Here is an 18,098-nt window from a genome sequence, read left to right as displayed (position 1 = left end):
TAATTTATCTTATGAGCCAGACAGAACAAGCAGTTCGTGAGGATGGCGTTATCAGAAGTGTCAGCGGTCCTGTCGTGACCGCACGTGGACTCGATGCCCGAATGAACGATGTTGTCTATGTAGGTGATGAGGGACTCATGGGCGAGGTCATCGAGATTGAAGATAATGTCACAACAGTACAAGTATATGAAGAGACGTCTGGAATCGGTCCCGACGAGCCAGTCAGAAACACGGGTGAGCCACTCAGTGTTGACCTCGGTCCGGGATTACTTGACACGATTTATGATGGCGTTCAACGCCCACTTGACATTCTTGAGGATAAGATGGGAAGTCCTTATCTTGACCGAGGTGTCGATGCTCCAGGAATCGAACTTGATACCGAATGGGAATTTGAACCAACTGTTAGCGAAGGAGATACTGTCGAATCCGGCGATGAAGTTGGTATTGTCGAAGAGACAGTAACGATTGACCACAAAGTACTCCTCCCGCCAGATTATGAGGGTGGTGAGGTAACTACTGTCAAGTCTGGTGAATTCACCGTTGAGGAGACCGTTGTTGAGCTTTCGAGTGGTGAATCGGTCCAGATGCGACAAGAGTGGCCAGTCCGAGAGCCTCGACCGACCGTTGAGAAGAAAACACCGCGCGAGCCGCTCGTCTCTGGACAGCGGATTCTTGATGGATTATTCCCAATCGCAAAGGGTGGAACAGCAGCAATCCCAGGACCGTTTGGATCTGGAAAAACAGTCACACAACATCAACTGGCGAAGTATGCCGATGCGGATATCATCATTTATGTTGGATGTGGCGAGCGCGGAAATGAGATGACAGAAGTCATCGATGATTTCCCCGAGCTTGAGGATCCATCGACTGGGAATCCGCTTATGGCACGAACATCGCTCATTGCAAACACCTCGAATATGCCGGTCGCTGCGCGTGAATCTTGTGTATACACAGGAATAACAATCGCAGAGTTCTACCGTGACATGGGGTACGATGTTGCGTTGATGGCTGATTCCACATCACGGTGGGCTGAAGCAATGCGTGAGATCTCCTCGCGACTTGAGGAAATGCCTGGTGAAGAGGGATATCCTGCATATCTTGCTGCACGATTAGCGCAGTTTTATGAGCGAGCGGGCTATTTCAAGAACGTCAATGGGACCGAGGGATCGGTTTCAGCAATCGGTGCTGTGTCTCCACCCGGAGGGGACTTCTCAGAGCCAGTCACACAGAATACACTTCGAATTGTCAAGACATTCTGGGCACTGGATGCTGACCTTGCTGAACGTCGGCATTTCCCATCAATTAATTGGGATGAATCATACTCATTGTATAAGGAACAACTTGACCCGTGGTTCCAAGAGAACGTTGAGGATGACTGGCCGGAGGAGCGACAGTGGGCTGTAGACGTACTTGATGAGGAAAGTGAACTACAGGAAATTGTTCAACTTGTCGGGAAAGATGCATTACCAGACGACCAGCAACTGACACTTGAGGTCGCACGGTATCTGCGCGAATCATATCTTCAACAGAATGCCTTCCATCCAGTTGATACATACTGCTCTCCAGAGAAGACATATCTTACCGTGACAGCAATCCATCAATTCAACGATGAGGCATTCGAGGCACTTGATGCTGGGGTGCCGGTTGATGAGATCATTAGCATCGACGCAGCACCGCGATTAAATCGGATTGGTGTCCAAGATGATTACGAGGAATACATCGCGACACTCAAAGAAGACATCGCCACACAATTACAGGAGCTTTACTGAGATGAAAGAATATCAAACCGTCACTGAGATTAGTGGTCCGCTAATATACGCTGAAGTCGATGAGCCAATTGGCTATGACGAGATTGTTGAGATTGAGACGCCAAATGGTGATATCAAGCGAGGACAGGTACTTGAGTCTGAGGATGGGCTTGTTGCTATTCAGGTTTTTGAGGGGACATCAGGGATTGATACGAATGCGTCGGTGCGTTTCTCTGGTGAGACGCTCAAGATGAAAGTCACCGAGGACCTGTTGGGTCGAGTGCTCGATGGGTCAGGACAACCAATTGATGGTGGTCCGGAGATCCTTGCTGATGAACGTCGAGAGATTGTCGGTGCTGCAATCAATCCATATGCTCGAGAGTATCCCGAAGAGTTTATTCAAACGGGTGTTGCTGCCGTTGATGGTATGAACACACTCGTTCGTGGGCAAAAATTACCGATCTTCTCTGGGTCGGGATTACCACATAATGAATTGGCACTACAGATTGCCCGACAGGCAACAGTGCCTGAGGAAGAGAATGCAGACGATAACGAAGATGATGGTTCAGAATTTGCTGTGATCTTTGGGGCAATGGGAATTACTGCAGAAGAAGCAAACGAGTTCATGGAGGACTTCGAGCGCACCGGTGCGCTTGAACGCTCAGTTGTGTTTATGAATCTTGCAGATGACCCAGCTGTTGAACGGACTGTCACTCCCCGGATGGTCTTGACAACTGCAGAGTATCTTGCATTTGAGAAAGACTATCATGTGCTTGTTATTCTGACTGATATGACGAATTACTGTGAGGCTCTTCGTGAAATCGGTGCTGCGCGCGAGGAAGTTCCTGGACGACGTGGATATCCCGGATATATGTATACTGATCTGGCAACACTATATGAGCGCGCTGGACGTATTGAAGGACGCGAAGGGTCTGTAACACAGATCCCAATTCTCACGATGCCAGGAGATGATGATACCCATCCGATCCCGGATCTGACTGGATACATTACAGAGGGACAGATCTATGTTGACCGTGATCTGAACAGTCAAGGAGTTCAACCACCTGTTAATGTCCTTCCAAGTCTGTCACGGTTAATGGACGATGGAATTGGTGAGGGGTTAACCCGTGAGGATCACGCGGATGTCTCTGATCAGATGTATGCTGCATACGCTGAGGGTGAAGACCTTCGTGATCTGGTGAATATTGTTGGGCGTGAGGCACTCTCGGACCGAGATAATAAGTATCTCGACTTTGCTGATCGGTTTGAGACCGAATTTATTGATCAAGGATTTGAAGTCAATCGATCAATTAATGAAACACTTGAGATTGGATGGGATCTGCTATCGATGCTTCCGAAAGACGAACTCAATCGGGTTGATGAAGATCTCATTGAGAAATATTATCGCGAAGAAAGCGCTGGGGAAACAGCAGAGATCGCCGCAGAATAACTATAATACGTTCTTTGTACTCTTTTGTTCTGTCTACGAGATTCGGGTTAATATAATTTTTCTGATCATCAACGTAGTGAATGCACCAAACGTTGTGAAAAGCGAAAAACACTATATGGTATACCCTAGGTGCCAGACGGTGAGTATCACTCGATCAGGTAATAATATATCCATCACCAAATCAACTGTAAGAGGACGCTCGTTGTTTAATATATAAATTCAAAACCTTTAGCATCTCTGTGCACAATTATATTGTATAAATGGCTGAGGACGTCAAACCAACTCGAAAGAATCTGATGGCGATCGATGATCGGATTCAGCTTTCCGAGCGCGGTCACGATACGCTTGAGCAGAAGCGTGATGGACTGATCATGGAATTCATGGATATTCTTGATCAAGCGCAGGATGTCCGCTCAGATCTGAATGCCAATTATGAAACTGCGCAGCAAAAACTGAATATGGCACGGGCAATGGAGGGTGATGTTGCCGTTCGAGGTGCTGCTGCTGCATTGAAAGAACATCCTGAGATTACGACTCGATCGAAAAATATCATGGGAGTTGTCGTCCCGCAAATTGAATCATCGCGTGTCAAAAAGTCGCTAGATCAGCGTGGATATGGGCTTCTCGGATCATCTGCACGGATTGATGAAGCCGCAGATGCATATGAGGAGTTAATAGAAACGATCATTCTCGCCGCAGAGGTCGAAACGGCGATGAAGAAGATGCTTAAAGAAATTGAGACTACAAAACGTCGGGTCAATGCGTTAGAGTTCAAACTCCTACCAGACCTCTATGAGAATAAGGAGTATATCGAGCAAAAACTCGAAGAACAAGAGCGTGAAGAGATTTTCAGACTGAAGAAAATCAAGAATAAAAAGGAAGCTGAAGAGGAAGAAGAAGATGAAGAGGAAGATGAGTCTGAAATGACTGATGAAACTGTTGTCCAAACGCCTGCAGATGACTGATGACAACCTGAATACTATCTTATAATATTATATCAAGCATCTCATAGACCGACACTTGTCATACTGGTACGTCATAGAATACAAGGCGAATACCCGGTCTTCAGTCCTGTCTCTTACTCACAACTCGAGTCAGGATTTTAGCGGAACGGGATCGGCGAGCACGACTGAAATCCTCGGTATCTACAGGTTCAACACCTCTTTGGAACAATTATACTGGCATTGATTACCGGCGTTCTATACCCCTCCACAGCCGATATCACTGTTTGAATCGCCTCTCTCTTCGATTTTCTGCGTTCAAAATACCTCTGACAGCGTCTGACACGTCCGGTTACGATTCCACGAACTTATGGGTAAGAGACAGGTCTTCAGTCGTGAGAGGATGTTCCATATGGAAGGGTCAATCTGACGCCACATAAACAAAATCTTGTACTAACAACGCTCTTATGAAGTACGTTGTTGGTGGCGAGCAGTCGGGCGATTTTTTGTATTTCCCTACGTCGCCTGAGCTTCCCAGAACGAGAGTGAGACAGGGTGAAAGAACCGATCTACCGAATTTACTCAGTTCGGAGAGTCATCACCAACAATCTGCTTCACAAAAGCGACTAACAAAAGGTGGCAGTCGGTCGAACTCAATATGGTCTGAAGTCAGGGTCAAGGACACCGAGTCAGTGTATACAGCCCTCACCCATTATACTGTTGTGGGTTAGAGAAAGAGGTCACTGGCAAGCCTCACCCTCACCGAGGGAACCGCGTGACGCGGTGAGCGAAGTGAGGTGAGGTCGTTGACCCGTGTAGAACAGATGATAGTGTTATATTCCGGTCGCATATCGGAGAATCCCAGCAATACCACCAAACGCATTGTGTAATTGCTCACCCTTCTCAAAGTCAGTCGAGATGAACTTTGTCTCGGTTCCGCGTTGTTCAGCAATACTCATTAGATATTCGATGACATCCTCGCGTTCGGTCTTCTCAGATGCACTTCCACAGTCACTACAAGTATGCTCAGGATCATCATGTCGACGATCAATAACTTCGTACTCCTCATGACCATCGGGGCACTCATACACAACAACATCAGACCGAAGATCCTCAGAGAGTAAGAGTCGGTCAACGGCACCCATCATTAGATTCTTTCGCGTCGGTTCAAACCCATATGTTGCTTCCTCACCGCCATGGAGCTTCTCAAAGAACTCTTCCATTTCGGCTTTATCTTTCATTACCTCCTGATCAGCAAGGACATCTTGGGCAGAGTCAACAAGATCGTGTAAACCCGATTCATCTGTATATGAAACATCGAATTTTCCGACAACAACATCTCCAAGTTCATGATGCAGATAATCCCCATCAAGGAATTCATCCTTCGTTGGTGAGGGACCACCAACCAGCACACCATCTATCTCGTGTCGCTTGGGCACAAACAGGTCATTTGCCATCCCGGCGACTTCTTGATAGAAATTATCGATTGCCTCAAGTCGAAGTCGGGCAAACCGTTGTGCAGACTGACCACCTTTTCGTTGCTTCCCTGGAACAAGCGAAGATGCTGATTTAACTGGCTCAACACGTTTTCCTTTTAACCATCCTACATTTGCCTCTCGACGGTCAAGGACAATCAGCCCGAACAGACCCTTATCTGCGAGCATGTCTTCAAGTGGGTCTGTGAGAAAGTCGGAGTCACAATGATATCTGAACGATTGGACTGGCTCAGGTGGACTTTCAAGCGATCGCGTTACCATCGTCGTTTGTCCGCCACCTGTGCTAACAGCGCCAGAAAAGAGGACAATACCATTGTCTGGCGGATATGTATCGTAATATCGGAGTCGATCTTTAATTGAAGTGAGTGCGTCTTGGACGTTTGTCCGTGTTTGTTTTGACTTAATATTTGACGCCTCCGAGTGTTCTTGTGTGATGTGAGCAACAACATCAGAGACCTGTCTATCAGGTGGGATATAGATAGTAACGAGTTGCGTACCAGACCCCTCGTACTCTCTAAGTTCCTCAATAACTTTTCGGAACTCGTATTTACGGCGGTCGTTGCTCACGTCTTCGGCGTCGGTACTCATTGTTTATATTTCTATATTCGACGGTAAGTATGCTGCGACTACAGGAGATAAGAGGGGTATACAGCAATAAAGCGGTTTCGAGAAACAAAACGGGAACTTCTTTTAGTGGCTCTTATGAATCGAGAGTATGGCAACTGATGATACCGATTCTGGGGTGCCGCTCTGGTGGCTGCTCATGTTCTTAGTTATTGCGCTCGGTGCGGGTGCAGCGACTATCTTTTTTGTTGGCGGGTCGCTAATTACCTGAGTTGATATATCGTCTCAACAGTTATTAGTCGCGTCAATAACGATACTCGGTTCAATAAGACGACAACGATAGTGGGTATGTGAGAATATAAAATGTCTGATACTTTCTAGAATACTACGGTTACGATTCTCAGTCAATAATAGTAATACCATGTATGATATGCTATGTTACATTGACTGAGGTGCCTCAACCCCGACGATATCAAGCGCATTCGCAACAGTGTGTCGAGCAGCACGAACAAGGCTCACCCTAGCCGCAGTCATGATTTCACTTTCCGCGTTCAACACCGAGCACTCACGGTAGAATGTATTAAATTGTTCAGCAAATGAACGAGCAAACGTTGCAATGACATGTGGCTCAAGATCCGCTGCTGCTGATTCGACAACTGCGGGGAATCGAGCGATCTCTTGAAGGAGCGCACGTTCGGCATCCGTCCGAAGCATTGTGATATCAGGTATTGAATCGGACGTGAGAGCATCAATATCGAGATCTGTGTTTGAGTTAACCTCTGTCTCAATGCCACAACAGCGTGCATGGACATACTGGATATATGGTGCAGATTGTGCCTCAAAATCAAGTGCGCGATCCCACTCGAATGTGATTCCTTTGGTTGGTTGCTTTGAGACAATATCGTATCGGACGGCACCAACGCCGACCTGCCGGGCAATACGGTCAATATCATCGCTAGAGAGAGAGTCATCGCGAACACGTGATCCTAGTCTATCATGTACTTCCTCGCGGGCACGAGCGATTGCCTCATCGAGTAAGTCATCAAGATCAACACCAGTTCCCTTGCGAGTTGACATACCACCTTCTGGAAGGTTAACCCATGAATAAAACGGCTGTCTGAGCTGATCGGTGTCATTTCCAAGGATCTGAAGCGTTGCATCAAGTTGCTCAGCTTGGAGTTTGTGATCCTCACCAAGAATGGTCACTGAAGCGTCATAATTGTCAAATTTCCACTCATGATGGGCAAGATCACGTGTTGTATACAATGTCGTTCCATCGGAACGAAGAAAGACGAGATTTTTTTCAATATCGTATGCACTGAGGTCGATCTGCCATGCATCGTCCTCATAAACCGCACAATCAGCGGATTTAAGACGCTCAACCACAGCATCAGCATCTCCATTCTGAATAAACCGTGTTTCTTTGATAAATTCATCAAATATTGCTGAAAGACGGTCAAATGATTGTTGCATTCCGTCAATGACCTGGTCTACGACAGTTTGAACACGCTCATACGTTTCAGTATTGCCTGCCTCAAGACCATTGATAATTGATGCAATCTCGTCCTCAGCAGATTCGACGGCATCAGCATCAGCATTCTCAAGGAATTCATTCCCTCGACGATAATACCGAACAAGATCATAATCAGGACGATCACGCTCTGGGTCGGGAAGTGAATCAGCATCAAATTTCTCATATGCCCAGGTAAATACACCGACCTGACGACCAGCGTCATTGAGATAGTAATGTCGGTCAACAGTGTCACCATTGTATTCGAGTAATCGAGCAACGGCGTCCCCAAAGATTGTATTCCGTCCACGTCCAACATGAACTGGTCCTGTTGGGTTCGCACTCGTATGCTCGACAACAACAGACTGACCCGTATTGGGGAGGTGTCCGTATTCAGGATCCTGAGCAGCGGTAAGGGTATCCATATAGTATGCATCGTTGACGTGAAAATTGATGTACGGACCACGCGTATCTACATGGTCAATATACTCATATGTCTGAGAATCAGGCTCAAGATCAATAGCAGCAGCAATATCATCTGCCACGCGTGGCGGTGAGTCCTTGGCAGATCTTGCAAGACGAAATGCAACGCTTGAGGCAAGCGTCGCTGGGACATCCTCAGGTGGTGTCTCCACCCCCAAGTCATCGGTCGGGAGTGCAAGTGTCTGCAATGCAGACTCAACGGCGTGTTCCACCTCCGACCGAAAGGGTCTGAACATATCTCACATTTATGAAGGGTAACTAAATGCCTTTCCGAACAAGCCAGACGTATACCTACTACATAATTGTGATACTGTCTGACAGTGAATGTACCCTGTGATCAGATAATTCAACGCACTTTGTCTTCTACCCGATTCTAGAACTTCCTGGTTCACTAACGCGCTATCCATTCACCCTCCCTCAGCGAGCGAACCGACTATCTGATGAGCGAAGTGTAGTAAAATAAACTCCCGTGGGCAGGCGTCATCACGACACACCGCTTATGAATCGCCTCGGGATCATATCAACATCAAGATCAAAGCCCTGAGGCTTCCCGTTTCTGCGACGCGCTTTGCAGATACTGATAGTGATTAGTGCAAGTCTTTACCGCCGTGATTATCCGTGTCGGTGATAGGAGCCGCTGAACCCGCGTCATTCGACACCGCCAGTGAAATTATTCGAACTAATCACTATGAATGAGTATCCATAGGCAGCGCAGCCTCCACGGACGTGTCTTCGGGTCACTCCCATAGTTCAGAAAAACCGCGCTCTAGGGCGTTCAACGACGCGTTCGCATCACGGTCATACTCGGACCTACACGACGGACAGGGCGTAGCTGTACGCTTGGCGATGGACATCAATGTGGTATTGCAGTCTCTCCGCTACCTCTTGTGTCGGGTAAGTGTGGTAGCGGTGAGTATACTCCATCGCTCTTTAATAGGGAGTAGTGTGTCTATCTAATGATTTGCACTGTGGGTTGTCGGATTCACCCCCGAGGTCGACCCTCGAGGCATTCTCCTTGTACGTCTGTAAATACTGTCAGAGAAGCAGGTAATCCGACATGATGCGAGAGCATATCGAAGCCCCTCAAGTTCAAGAACGCAGCGTGAATCGCTGAGGAGAGTGAGATGATTCGTTCATTCCACACCAGTTGTTGATAATGTGATTCTCTTTATTCGAAACAGAACACCGAAGGGAATATTCCAGATTAAGTGCACGTGGCTTCGGATATGACCAATGATTGTATTGATAAGTACTGATGTAGACTGCACATACAAATATATTAATACATATCGATTCTGGAAAGCATTCCATGTCCGTTATTCTTAACATGCATCAAAGACTAATTACGATGATGGCAGAATCGACGACAGCCGTTGGTCATGATGAACTCGCGGCACTGAAATTCGTTGCCCTAGAGGGGGCACACTCAGAGCCGATTAAAATCTCTTGTTCAGAGCTCAGCGACCGACTCGATGCATCGAGTCAAACCGCATCACGTCGACTTCAGCGGCTTGAAGCAGCAGGATATCTTGATCGTGACGTCGTCACAGATGGACAGTGGGTTTCGTTGACAAAGGCGGGCGAGACAGCGCTACATAAGGAGTATACACAATATCAGGAAATATTTGGGGACAACTCCTCAGTTGTTGAACTCACCGGAACGGTCACAAGCGGAATGGGCGAAGGGCGTCACTATATTTCATTGTCCGGGTATATGAAACAATTCCGCGAACGACTTGGCTATGAGCCATTCCCTGGAACACTCAATATTGATCTTGATGATGATAGTACACGAACACGAGTGGCTGTGTCATCCCTTACAGGAATTCAGATCGATGGATGGGAGGACGACGAGCGGACGTTTGGTCCAGCAACGTGCTATCCGGCTGAAATTATACTTGCTGAACAAACCGCAGAAGCTGCACATATCATCGTCCCAGAACGGACGCATCACGATGAAACGCAACTTGAAGTTATTGCGCCGGAGCGGCTTCGAGACAGCCTCGAACTTACCGATGGGCAGCGTATCACGGTGCAACTGAAGCCGAAAGAATGAGATTGTTACACTTTAACAACGCACAGACTATGATAGATAATAAATGAATACTCATACAGAAACGATACCTAGCCGACGATTTCACGTATATGGATACGAACGCCGATATTAACCCAAGTACCGCTAATATGGATACAACAACTGATAGATATATTGAATCGAGCGAAACTGTCACCGCTGCGGTAACAGCATTTCGTGATGGCGACCCGGTACTTGTACATGATTTTACAGATCGGGAGGGCGAGACTGATATTATTTATCCTGCCCGTGCTATTGATTCAGATGCCATTGCTCGACTTCGTAATGATGCTGGAGGACTTATTTGCACTGCAGTGTCTGATACTGTTGCAACAACGCTTGAGTTACCATTTTTGGAGGATGTAATTGAACACCCTACGACGGCGGATCATGATCTTGGATATGATAGCCGATCCTCATTTTCACTGCCGGTAAATCATCGCGAAACATTCACCGGTATCACCGACGATGATCGGGCGCAAACGATTCATCGTCTTGGAACCGTTGCCGAAGCAGCAGATGCCGGTGAATATACTGCTGAGGATTTTGCAGCTGAATTTCGAACGCCTGGACACGTCAACGTTCTTCGGGGGGCGCCAAAATTATTGACAGATCGAAGAGGTCATACGGAATTAGGACTTGCACTTGCCGATGCGGCCGACTGTGCACCAGCGGTTGTTGTTTGTGAAATGTTGGATGATGCGACTGGGAATGCAACAGCGCCCACAGATGCACAGACATACGCTGAAAAAAATGATATCGTATTTATCGATGGGGCTGCAGTGGTTACAGAACTAGGCTAATATCTTTATGATAGAATATAGCCGCTAACGTCTGTCATTGTCACACTCTCTGTTGTTAACCCAGCAGTATCAGTACTCATTGATTAAGATACAATCTCAGGATGAGATCGATAATCGACTCAGAAAGGAAGTGAGTGCTGATCTATAGGTATACGCTGAACAGGCGCAATTCCACGCCGCCACAGTGAGAGATTCCGAACGGGTTTTTTGACAGCGATGTATATACTAGTGTCAGCACATCGGTTGTGGTCCCGATGTAGCCGAGTGCCCGACAGGTGGCGATTCGAGTGTGAGTGTCCGCCCCACGCTGGAAACAGGGTGTTCCCCATGTGGGGAATCAAACAATAAGCATCGGGCTCTCGTCAATAATGCAAGTAACTCCGAGTCCGGTGACAGTGACAGTGACCGAAGCTCCTGTGGCACAACCAACACAGGGACTTCGCCTCGGGTGAGGAGAGGAGTACCGGGGGCTTGGCACTTTCTGGAGATTGCCCAGTGACCGGTCACACATCGATTCCAACGGTGGACTGGCTTGGTATTAGTATTGAGAGTCTGCAAACCCAAACCCAAACCCAAACCCAGAGCCAAAGCTGACACTCCCAACCCAGCGAAGCGGTGCGGTGCCGTAGGATTCCTTCCGCCTTTATTGATTCAACGAACTTCTGGACGAACCGATTCACTAATTCAATGCAAGAGAACTATCCTGACTGATGCACGTCTAATTAAATACCCAGTTTTTCTGTGAACTATAGGCGGAGGAGGATGTCAATAAGATAGATTGGATGATATAGTAGTTCAAAATTTGTTGTCGCGTACTCTTTATACGTCAGGCCGTAAACGACGCCATATGGAATTTGACGAGATGGACGTCGAGACGATTTGGCAGGACGGTTCGTTTGTCGATTGGGACGATGCAACGGTGCATGTTCTCACGCACGGACTTCACTATGGAACGGGTGTTTTTGAGGGTGTGCGGTGTTATGATACACAAAATGGACCTGCAATCTTCCGATGGGATGAGCATCTTGAACGATTGTATCAGTCAGCACAGCCATATGATATGGAAATCCCATACACACGAGAAGAACTAACGACAGCAACATTAGAATTACTACGTCGTGAGAAACTAGAATCATGTTATATTCGCCCGGTCGCATTTTATGGGTATGGATCACTCGGCGTAAGTCCGGGAGATAATCCAGTTGATGTAGCGATCGCTGCATGGCCGTGGGGGGCATATCTTGGTGAGGAAGCGCTCACAAAGGGTGTCGAGGTTATGATTTCGTCATGGCGAAAGCATGCATCAAGTCAGATTCCGACAAATGCAAAGACAACCGGCTTATATGTCAATTCATTACTTGCTGGTGAGGAAGCACGGCGAAACGGATACACTGAGGCAATTGTACTTAATAAGGAAGGCAATGTTGCTGAGGGTCCTGGAGAAAATATCTTCATGATTCGCGATGGTGAAATATACACACCTGGACTTTCAGAAAGTATTCTTGATGGAATCACTCGTAATACTGTTATCGAACTTGCTCGAGACCGAGGATACACTGTCCATGACCGTGCAACAATATCACGCGGTGAACTCAACACTGCTGATGAATTGTTTTTCACCGGGACTGCTGCTGAAGTGACACCAATTCGAAAGGTCGATAATGTTGAAATTGGGGATGGAAGCAGAGGTCCAGTGACAGAGGAACTTCAACAGGCATTCTTCGATCTTATTGATCGAGAAACAAGCGCGCATGAAGAGTGGTTTACATATCTCTGAATCGCACTCATCGGATATTTAGATTGTCTTAAGACTCCATCGGAGTCATGTATCAAACGCTCGGGGACTCGTAGTTATGTCTAGGAAAATGAACACGAGCACGCAGTGCGTTACAAATGGGGTATAGTCTAGTAAAATAACGGACGTCTTTAGTTCTGAACCGAGGAATCAGTCTTAGCTTTATGATATCATTAATTGTCTGATGAATCAATATTTTCTGTAGTGCTAAAATTGGCTCCTGTAGCGGATCCAGTGCTTGCATTGCGATCCTCATCTGCGAATCCAGCCGATAATGTCCGTGTTAATGCTTCCTCAACGGTCTCATCGGTCTCAGTGATATCCGAGGTTTCAACTTCAATAATAAATCCAGTGGTAATATTCGGTGCGGTTGGCATAAATAGGACCTCTCGACCATCTACTGTTGTTTTTCCTGTCTTGAATGCTGTCATCCGCATTCCAGGCCATGTCTCAACCTTGACAGGCGTTTGGAGCTCTTCGGTCCCACTCAGTGCTGTTTCAACAGCAAGTTTTGACGCATTGTAGAGCACCCGGATGAGTGGGACACGGTTCATTGCCGCATCAAGATAGTTTTCAATCAGTCGTCCGGCTGTTGTTCGCATTAAATACCCAACAGAGAAAATCAACAGCACAAAGACAATGATAGCAGCAAAAAATCCAAACGGCTCCTGCAGTCGACGGACAAATGGCAGGCTCACAATTCGCGAGTAGAGATAGTTGACCACTGATAAGATAACCAATAGAGGGACAACAACGACAAGCCCACTCGCGAAATCACGTCTCCAAGAAGACATTGATTATTATAAATTTCACTCGCAAAGATATAAAATGACTCTTATTTATTCTACTGGAATGGATTAATCTATCAAAGTCAGTTACAAACTATCATATCCAACTCAGTCATTCTGTTTATTTTATTCAATATGAGACCCATGAATCGTCAAAATTATTCGCTGAGAATTTGAATCTTTGAAACACTTATATTAAGACATGATGACGAGGAATATCCATTATATCTAATTTTGAGTGGATACGCCCGATAGACTACGACAGTTAATATCTAAGCTAACACATAAGTTATTGTCTAACGTGGAACTAATTCAAACCACTAACACAGACGGTAACACCATCCGTTCTTGTCGTTTCGCTACTGTTCAGACAGGCACGCTCAAACTCCCAAACAAACCGTTTGAGAAAGAGAGTCTAGTGAGGACTGTGGACACCCCACAACGAATAAGTCTCTCTGCTGGTGAATTTCGTCAGACTCTGAAGGAAACTTCGCTGGAACCCCCGTGCTTGACAAAGCTGTCTCTGACAGTTGAATAAGCCGGGGTCGCTCATTAAGATGATCTTATTCAGGTCTATATACTCGTGTATTAATCACCGATATGGAGTCAAATCGATACATCATATATGCTCACATATCGTTGCTGCTATTATCAACTCTATATAATCCATGGATATGATCATCGAAGTAGTCGCCACTGCAGTATGGACCATGCTCCCAGCATACGTTCCGAATAACGTAGCAGTCCTGGCTGGCGGTGGGACGCCAATTGATGGCGGACGAACACTCGGTGGTCGGCGGATACTTGGTGATGGAAAAACATGGCGCGGAACAGGTTTCGGAACGCTCGCTGGAGTGGCAGTCGCGCTCGGATTAAATACAATACTTCCGATTCTTACACGTGTGGGTGCTGATCTCACACCATTTTCACTTGAGGCGGCTGTAGGGCTTGCATTCGGAGCGATGTTCGGTGATATCGTTGCCTCATTTTTTAAGCGTCGGAGTGGTCGACGGCGAGGGGTACCATTTCCAGTAATTGATCAACTTGATTTCGTTGTCGGAGGAATTTTATGCGCGGTTATTTTGGCACCACGCTGGGTCATTGCGACATTTACACCTCCTGTCGTGATTGCTGTGTTCATTCTGACGCCGATATTACATCTTGGAACAAATGCTGGAGCGTATGTGCTTGGATTCAAGAAGGAGCCGTACTAGTCAGATATCCCAATCCCATATTTCGACGAATGTCATGTGACTTGTCTTGCACAGCGTGAAGCACTCGAGGTCACGCCACATCCAACCTCCGGGTCTCGACCATTAGCGCCTATAAATATCACAATATCTTAATATCACAGCCATGAACACAGTATGTTTCAATATCGTTGACAAACTCCGTTCATTGCACGTGCTACATTCGATCAATGTGAACCGCCTGATTTAATTTACTGGGCAGTAGGGTTGTACCAACGACTCAGATTATGACAATACCACAATCACCAACAACGGAGGATATTGTCGCTGCACTTCGAAATGCTGATGCTGTCCAGTATGGTGAATTTGAACTCTCACACGGAGGAACTTCAGCGTATTATATCGACAAGTACCTGTTTGAGACTGACCCAAAATGTCTCCAGATAATCGCATCTGCATTCGCCGACCGAATTAATGAAACGACTCTTGCAGGTGTTGCATTGGGTGCTGTCCCGCTTGTTGCGGTAACAAGTACTGTTGCAGGACAGCCGTATGTTGTTGTTCGAAAGAAAACAAAAAAGTACGGAACGGGTAATCGAATTGAAGGGAGATTGAACGAAGATGAAGAGGTTGTTGTGCTTGAAGATATCGCAACAACCGGAACAAGTGCAGTTGAAGCCGTGAATGCACTTCGAGATGTAGGAGCGACTGTTGAACGTGTATTCGTCGTTGTTGATAGACAAGAGGGTGCACGTGAGCAACTCGAATCAAATAATGTTGAAATGGAGGCGCTTGTTACAGCTACTGATCTTCTTGTAGATGACAAAAATGTATGATGCCGATCAGACACTGCTGAGATGCAAAACCTGAGATAATCATAACGAGAAGTAGACACGTTTGTGTGTATTTTGAGTCCTAGATGTATCGTTGTATTCATACAGATGTGCCTATGGAAACAAAAACATGAATCGAGCGGAGAAAGCAACATTACAATTACAGGCTGTAGCTGTCCTCCGGATGCTGAAAGAAACACGAACATATGATGAGCTCGCTGAATTAACGGGGTTACCATCTGGCGATCTAAGTCGATATGTAAATGGGCATGTTCTTCCGGGCACGAACCGTGCAAGTCAGCTCGTCGATGATGTTGGACAGGAAGCACTCGCTGCTGAATTGCATGCACGAGTTGAATTTGATGATGAGGGCTATGTCGATAACTCGGGTGTTGTATTTGATCAGTCGTTTCTCAATCTTGTTGCTCCTGTCGCTGCAGATACGTTTGCATTTGAGCGCCCAGACGTTGTATTGACAGCTGCGACAGATGGGATTACACTTGGTGCGGCGATGGCGAGTTATTTCGACTCTCGCATTGCATACGCCAAAAAATCAAAAGAGACTGCCGTTGAGGAGTTTATCGAATCTCGTCAGCGTCTTGCATCGGGTATCGAGTTAACATATTATCTTCCCACATGCGCAGTTAATACCGGTGAGTCAGTTCTTGTCGTTGATGATTTAATCCGCTCAGGGGAAACACAGGAGGTATTACTTGACATTGTCGGACAAGCGGATGCAGAAGTCACAGGCGTGTTCGCACTCATCGCTGTCGGGACAAAAGGAATCAAGAAAGCACGCACACAGACGGATGTCCCTGTTGGGGCATTATCAGAGTTTGATACTCGTTGATTCAAACATCAGATCACGAGATGTGATGAGCAATAGAAATATTTATATCGTTTGTTAAGTTCATGCTCAAACGTGTATTATGGGACTTTCTGAGACGGTCAATGACTATTTCGATATACAAGAACATGGGTCATCTATCCGAACCGAGATTCTTGCAGGGGTGACAACATTTCTGACGATGTCATATATCGTTATTGTGAATCCATCTGTGTTAACCGATCAACCAGGGATTCCAGGAGCAGATGGTATTGCAATTTCCGGGATGGCACCCGGCGAGGTTCAATCAATGTTAGCGGTGGTGACAATCATCGCTGCAGCAACAGCAACATTCATCATGGCGATATATGCAAATCGACCATTTGCACAGGCGCCAGGGCTTGGATTAAACGCATTTTTTGCGTTTACTGTCGTCGGAGCGCTTGGTATCCCATGGCAGACAGCGCTGGCAGCCGTTGTTGTTGAGGGGATTATCTTTATTATACTTACTGCGGTCGGTGCTCGTGAATATATTATCCGAGCGTTTCCAGAACCGGTGAAGTTCGCTGTTGGAACGGGAATTGGGCTATTTTTAACAATTATTGGACTGCAAGCAATGGGGATTGTCGTTGATGATAGTGCAACACTCATTACACTTGGCTCAGTTGCGTCAGATCCAGTAGCCTTTCTTTCAGTCCTTGGACTATTTATTACGCTTGCGCTTTATGCACGCGGGATTCCCGGATCGATTATTATCGGGATTGTCCTGACAACACTGGGTGGATGGGCACTCACCACCTTCGGACCGTTCACCCCTGATGCTGGTCTTGTTGCTGGATCAACAGCCGTCTCATATGATATTACTCCACTTGCAGGGGCATTCATATCTGGACTTGGTGACGTCGAAGCATTTTCATTTGCGCTTATTATATTTACATTCTTTTTTGTGGATTTCTTCGACACTGCTGGAACACTCGTTGGGGTGGGGCAGGCAGGTGATTTTCTTGATGATACAGGGAATTTTCCAGACATTGACCGTCCGCTCATGGCAGATGCAATTGGAACGACCGTCGGTGGGATGCTTGGAACATCGACAGTGACAACATATATTGAATCCGCTTCAGGAGTGAAAGAGGGTGGTTCAACTGGGCTTACTGCATTAACGATTGCAACGTTGTTTGTTGGATCATTGCTTTTGATCCCGCTCGCAGCCGCAATTCCGATTTATGCATCACATATTGCGTTAGTGGTGATTGGAATCGTCATGTTACAGAATGTCATTGATATTGAATGGGATGATATTACACATACAATTCCTGCAGGAATGACAATCTTGGTGATGCCATTTACCTACTCAATTGCGTATGGAATCGCTGCTGGTATTGTGTCATATCCGATTGTTAAACTCGCTGCCGGAGAGGTCTCTGATGTGCGTATCGGTCATTGGGCATTAGCCGCTGCATTTGTCGTGTATTTCTTTGTTCGGACAAGTGGCATACTCACTGGGCAAATATAGATAACCAAGCGATTGCGTGGTATCATATTATATCATATCATATCATATCATAAGCGCAATAAAACCGTAGCTGAGAGTATT

General features: G+C 46.5%; 13 protein-coding genes and 1 pseudogene. 10 read left to right on the top strand and 4 right to left on the bottom strand.

Annotation, left to right across the window (positions count from 1 at the left end; genetic code table 11):
- Positions 1 to 11: 11 nt before the first annotated feature.
- The 3 genes from HQRW_RS12555 to HQRW_RS12545 all read left to right on the top strand — a co-directional run bounded on the left by HQRW_RS12555 (position 12) and on the right by HQRW_RS12545 (position 4,163).
- A complete protein-coding gene (locus HQRW_RS12555; protein ID WP_014556893.1) occupies positions 12 to 1,769 on the top strand; it encodes an ATP synthase subunit A in 1,758 nt (585 codons plus the stop codon).
- Between the two features lies 1 nt (position 1,770).
- Positions 1,771 to 3,198 (top strand): ATP synthase subunit B, encoded by a 1,428-nt coding sequence (locus HQRW_RS12550; protein WP_014556892.1) that lies wholly within the window; start codon positions 1,771 to 1,773, stop codon positions 3,196 to 3,198.
- A 260-nt stretch (positions 3,199 to 3,458) separates the two neighbouring features.
- Positions 3,459 to 4,163, top strand: coding sequence for a V-type ATP synthase subunit D (locus tag HQRW_RS12545; protein ID WP_014556891.1), 705 nt, complete (start codon positions 3,459 to 3,461; stop codon positions 4,161 to 4,163).
- An 809-nt stretch (positions 4,164 to 4,972) separates the two neighbouring features.
- On the opposite strand, the gene prf1 is transcribed toward HQRW_RS12545, so the two are convergent.
- The 3 genes and pseudogenes from prf1 to HQRW_RS15690 all read right to left on the bottom strand — a co-directional run.
- A complete protein-coding gene (gene prf1, locus HQRW_RS12540; protein ID WP_011572443.1) occupies positions 4,973 to 6,223 on the bottom strand; it encodes a peptide chain release factor aRF-1 in 1,251 nt (416 codons plus the stop codon).
- Positions 6,224 to 6,637: 414 nt separating this feature from the next.
- On the bottom strand, positions 6,638 to 8,428 hold the full coding sequence (argS, locus tag HQRW_RS12535; protein WP_014556890.1) for an arginine--tRNA ligase: 1,791 nt from the start codon (positions 8,426 to 8,428) through the stop codon (positions 6,638 to 6,640).
- 592 nt (positions 8,429 to 9,020) lie between these two features.
- Positions 9,021 to 9,116: pseudogene (locus HQRW_RS15690) on the bottom strand (hypothetical protein); the annotation flags it as partial.
- A gap of 427 nt (positions 9,117 to 9,543) precedes the next feature.
- Here HQRW_RS15690 and HQRW_RS12530 point away from each other — a divergent pair.
- From HQRW_RS12530 to HQRW_RS12520, 3 genes are all read left to right on the top strand, one after another.
- Positions 9,544 to 10,248, top strand: a complete 705-nt coding sequence (locus HQRW_RS12530) for a DUF120 domain-containing protein (RefSeq protein WP_011572439.1) — start codon at positions 9,544 to 9,546, stop codon at positions 10,246 to 10,248.
- Positions 10,249 to 10,376: 128 nt separating this feature from the next.
- The gene (ribB, locus tag HQRW_RS12525) at positions 10,377 to 11,069 is read left to right on the top strand and encodes a 3,4-dihydroxy-2-butanone-4-phosphate synthase (RefSeq protein WP_049892347.1); all 693 of its coding nucleotides are present in this window, start codon (positions 10,377 to 10,379) and stop codon (positions 11,067 to 11,069) included.
- Between the two features lie 847 nt (positions 11,070 to 11,916).
- Positions 11,917 to 12,846, top strand: coding sequence for a branched-chain amino acid transaminase (locus tag HQRW_RS12520; RefSeq protein WP_011572437.1), 930 nt, complete (start codon positions 11,917 to 11,919; stop codon positions 12,844 to 12,846).
- Between the two features lie 191 nt (positions 12,847 to 13,037).
- On the opposite strand, the gene HQRW_RS12515 is transcribed toward HQRW_RS12520, so the two are convergent.
- Positions 13,038 to 13,658, bottom strand: a complete 621-nt coding sequence (locus tag HQRW_RS12515) for a DUF502 domain-containing protein (protein ID WP_014556887.1) — start codon at positions 13,656 to 13,658, stop codon at positions 13,038 to 13,040.
- Positions 13,659 to 14,326: 668 nt separating this feature from the next.
- On the opposite strand from HQRW_RS12515, the gene HQRW_RS12510 reads away from it, so the two are divergent.
- The 4 genes from HQRW_RS12510 (at position 14,327) to HQRW_RS12495 (ending at position 18,017) form a co-directional block, all read left to right on the top strand.
- Entirely contained in the window at positions 14,327 to 14,866 is a 540-nt protein-coding gene (locus HQRW_RS12510) for a CDP-2,3-bis-(O-geranylgeranyl)-sn-glycerol synthase (RefSeq protein WP_049892345.1), read from the top strand.
- A gap of 263 nt (positions 14,867 to 15,129) precedes the next feature.
- Complete coding sequence (gene pyrE / locus HQRW_RS12505) at positions 15,130 to 15,678, top strand: orotate phosphoribosyltransferase (protein ID WP_014556885.1); 549 nt, start codon at positions 15,130 to 15,132, stop codon at positions 15,676 to 15,678.
- Between the two features lie 127 nt (positions 15,679 to 15,805).
- The gene (locus HQRW_RS12500) at positions 15,806 to 16,525 is read left to right on the top strand and encodes a phosphoribosyltransferase family protein (protein ID WP_014556884.1); all 720 of its coding nucleotides are present in this window, start codon (positions 15,806 to 15,808) and stop codon (positions 16,523 to 16,525) included.
- 79 nt (positions 16,526 to 16,604) lie between these two features.
- On the top strand, positions 16,605 to 18,017 hold the full coding sequence (locus HQRW_RS12495; RefSeq protein ID WP_014556883.1) for an NCS2 family permease: 1,413 nt from the start codon (positions 16,605 to 16,607) through the stop codon (positions 18,015 to 18,017).
- Positions 18,018 to 18,098: the final 81 nt, after the last annotated feature.

This window comes from Haloquadratum walsbyi C23, assembly GCF_000237865.1.
Lineage (GTDB): Archaea > Halobacteriota > Halobacteria > Halobacteriales > Haloferacaceae > Haloquadratum > Haloquadratum walsbyi.
The sequence above is the reverse complement of the archived record's forward strand: the minus strand, read 5'-3'. Positions and strand labels throughout refer to the sequence as shown.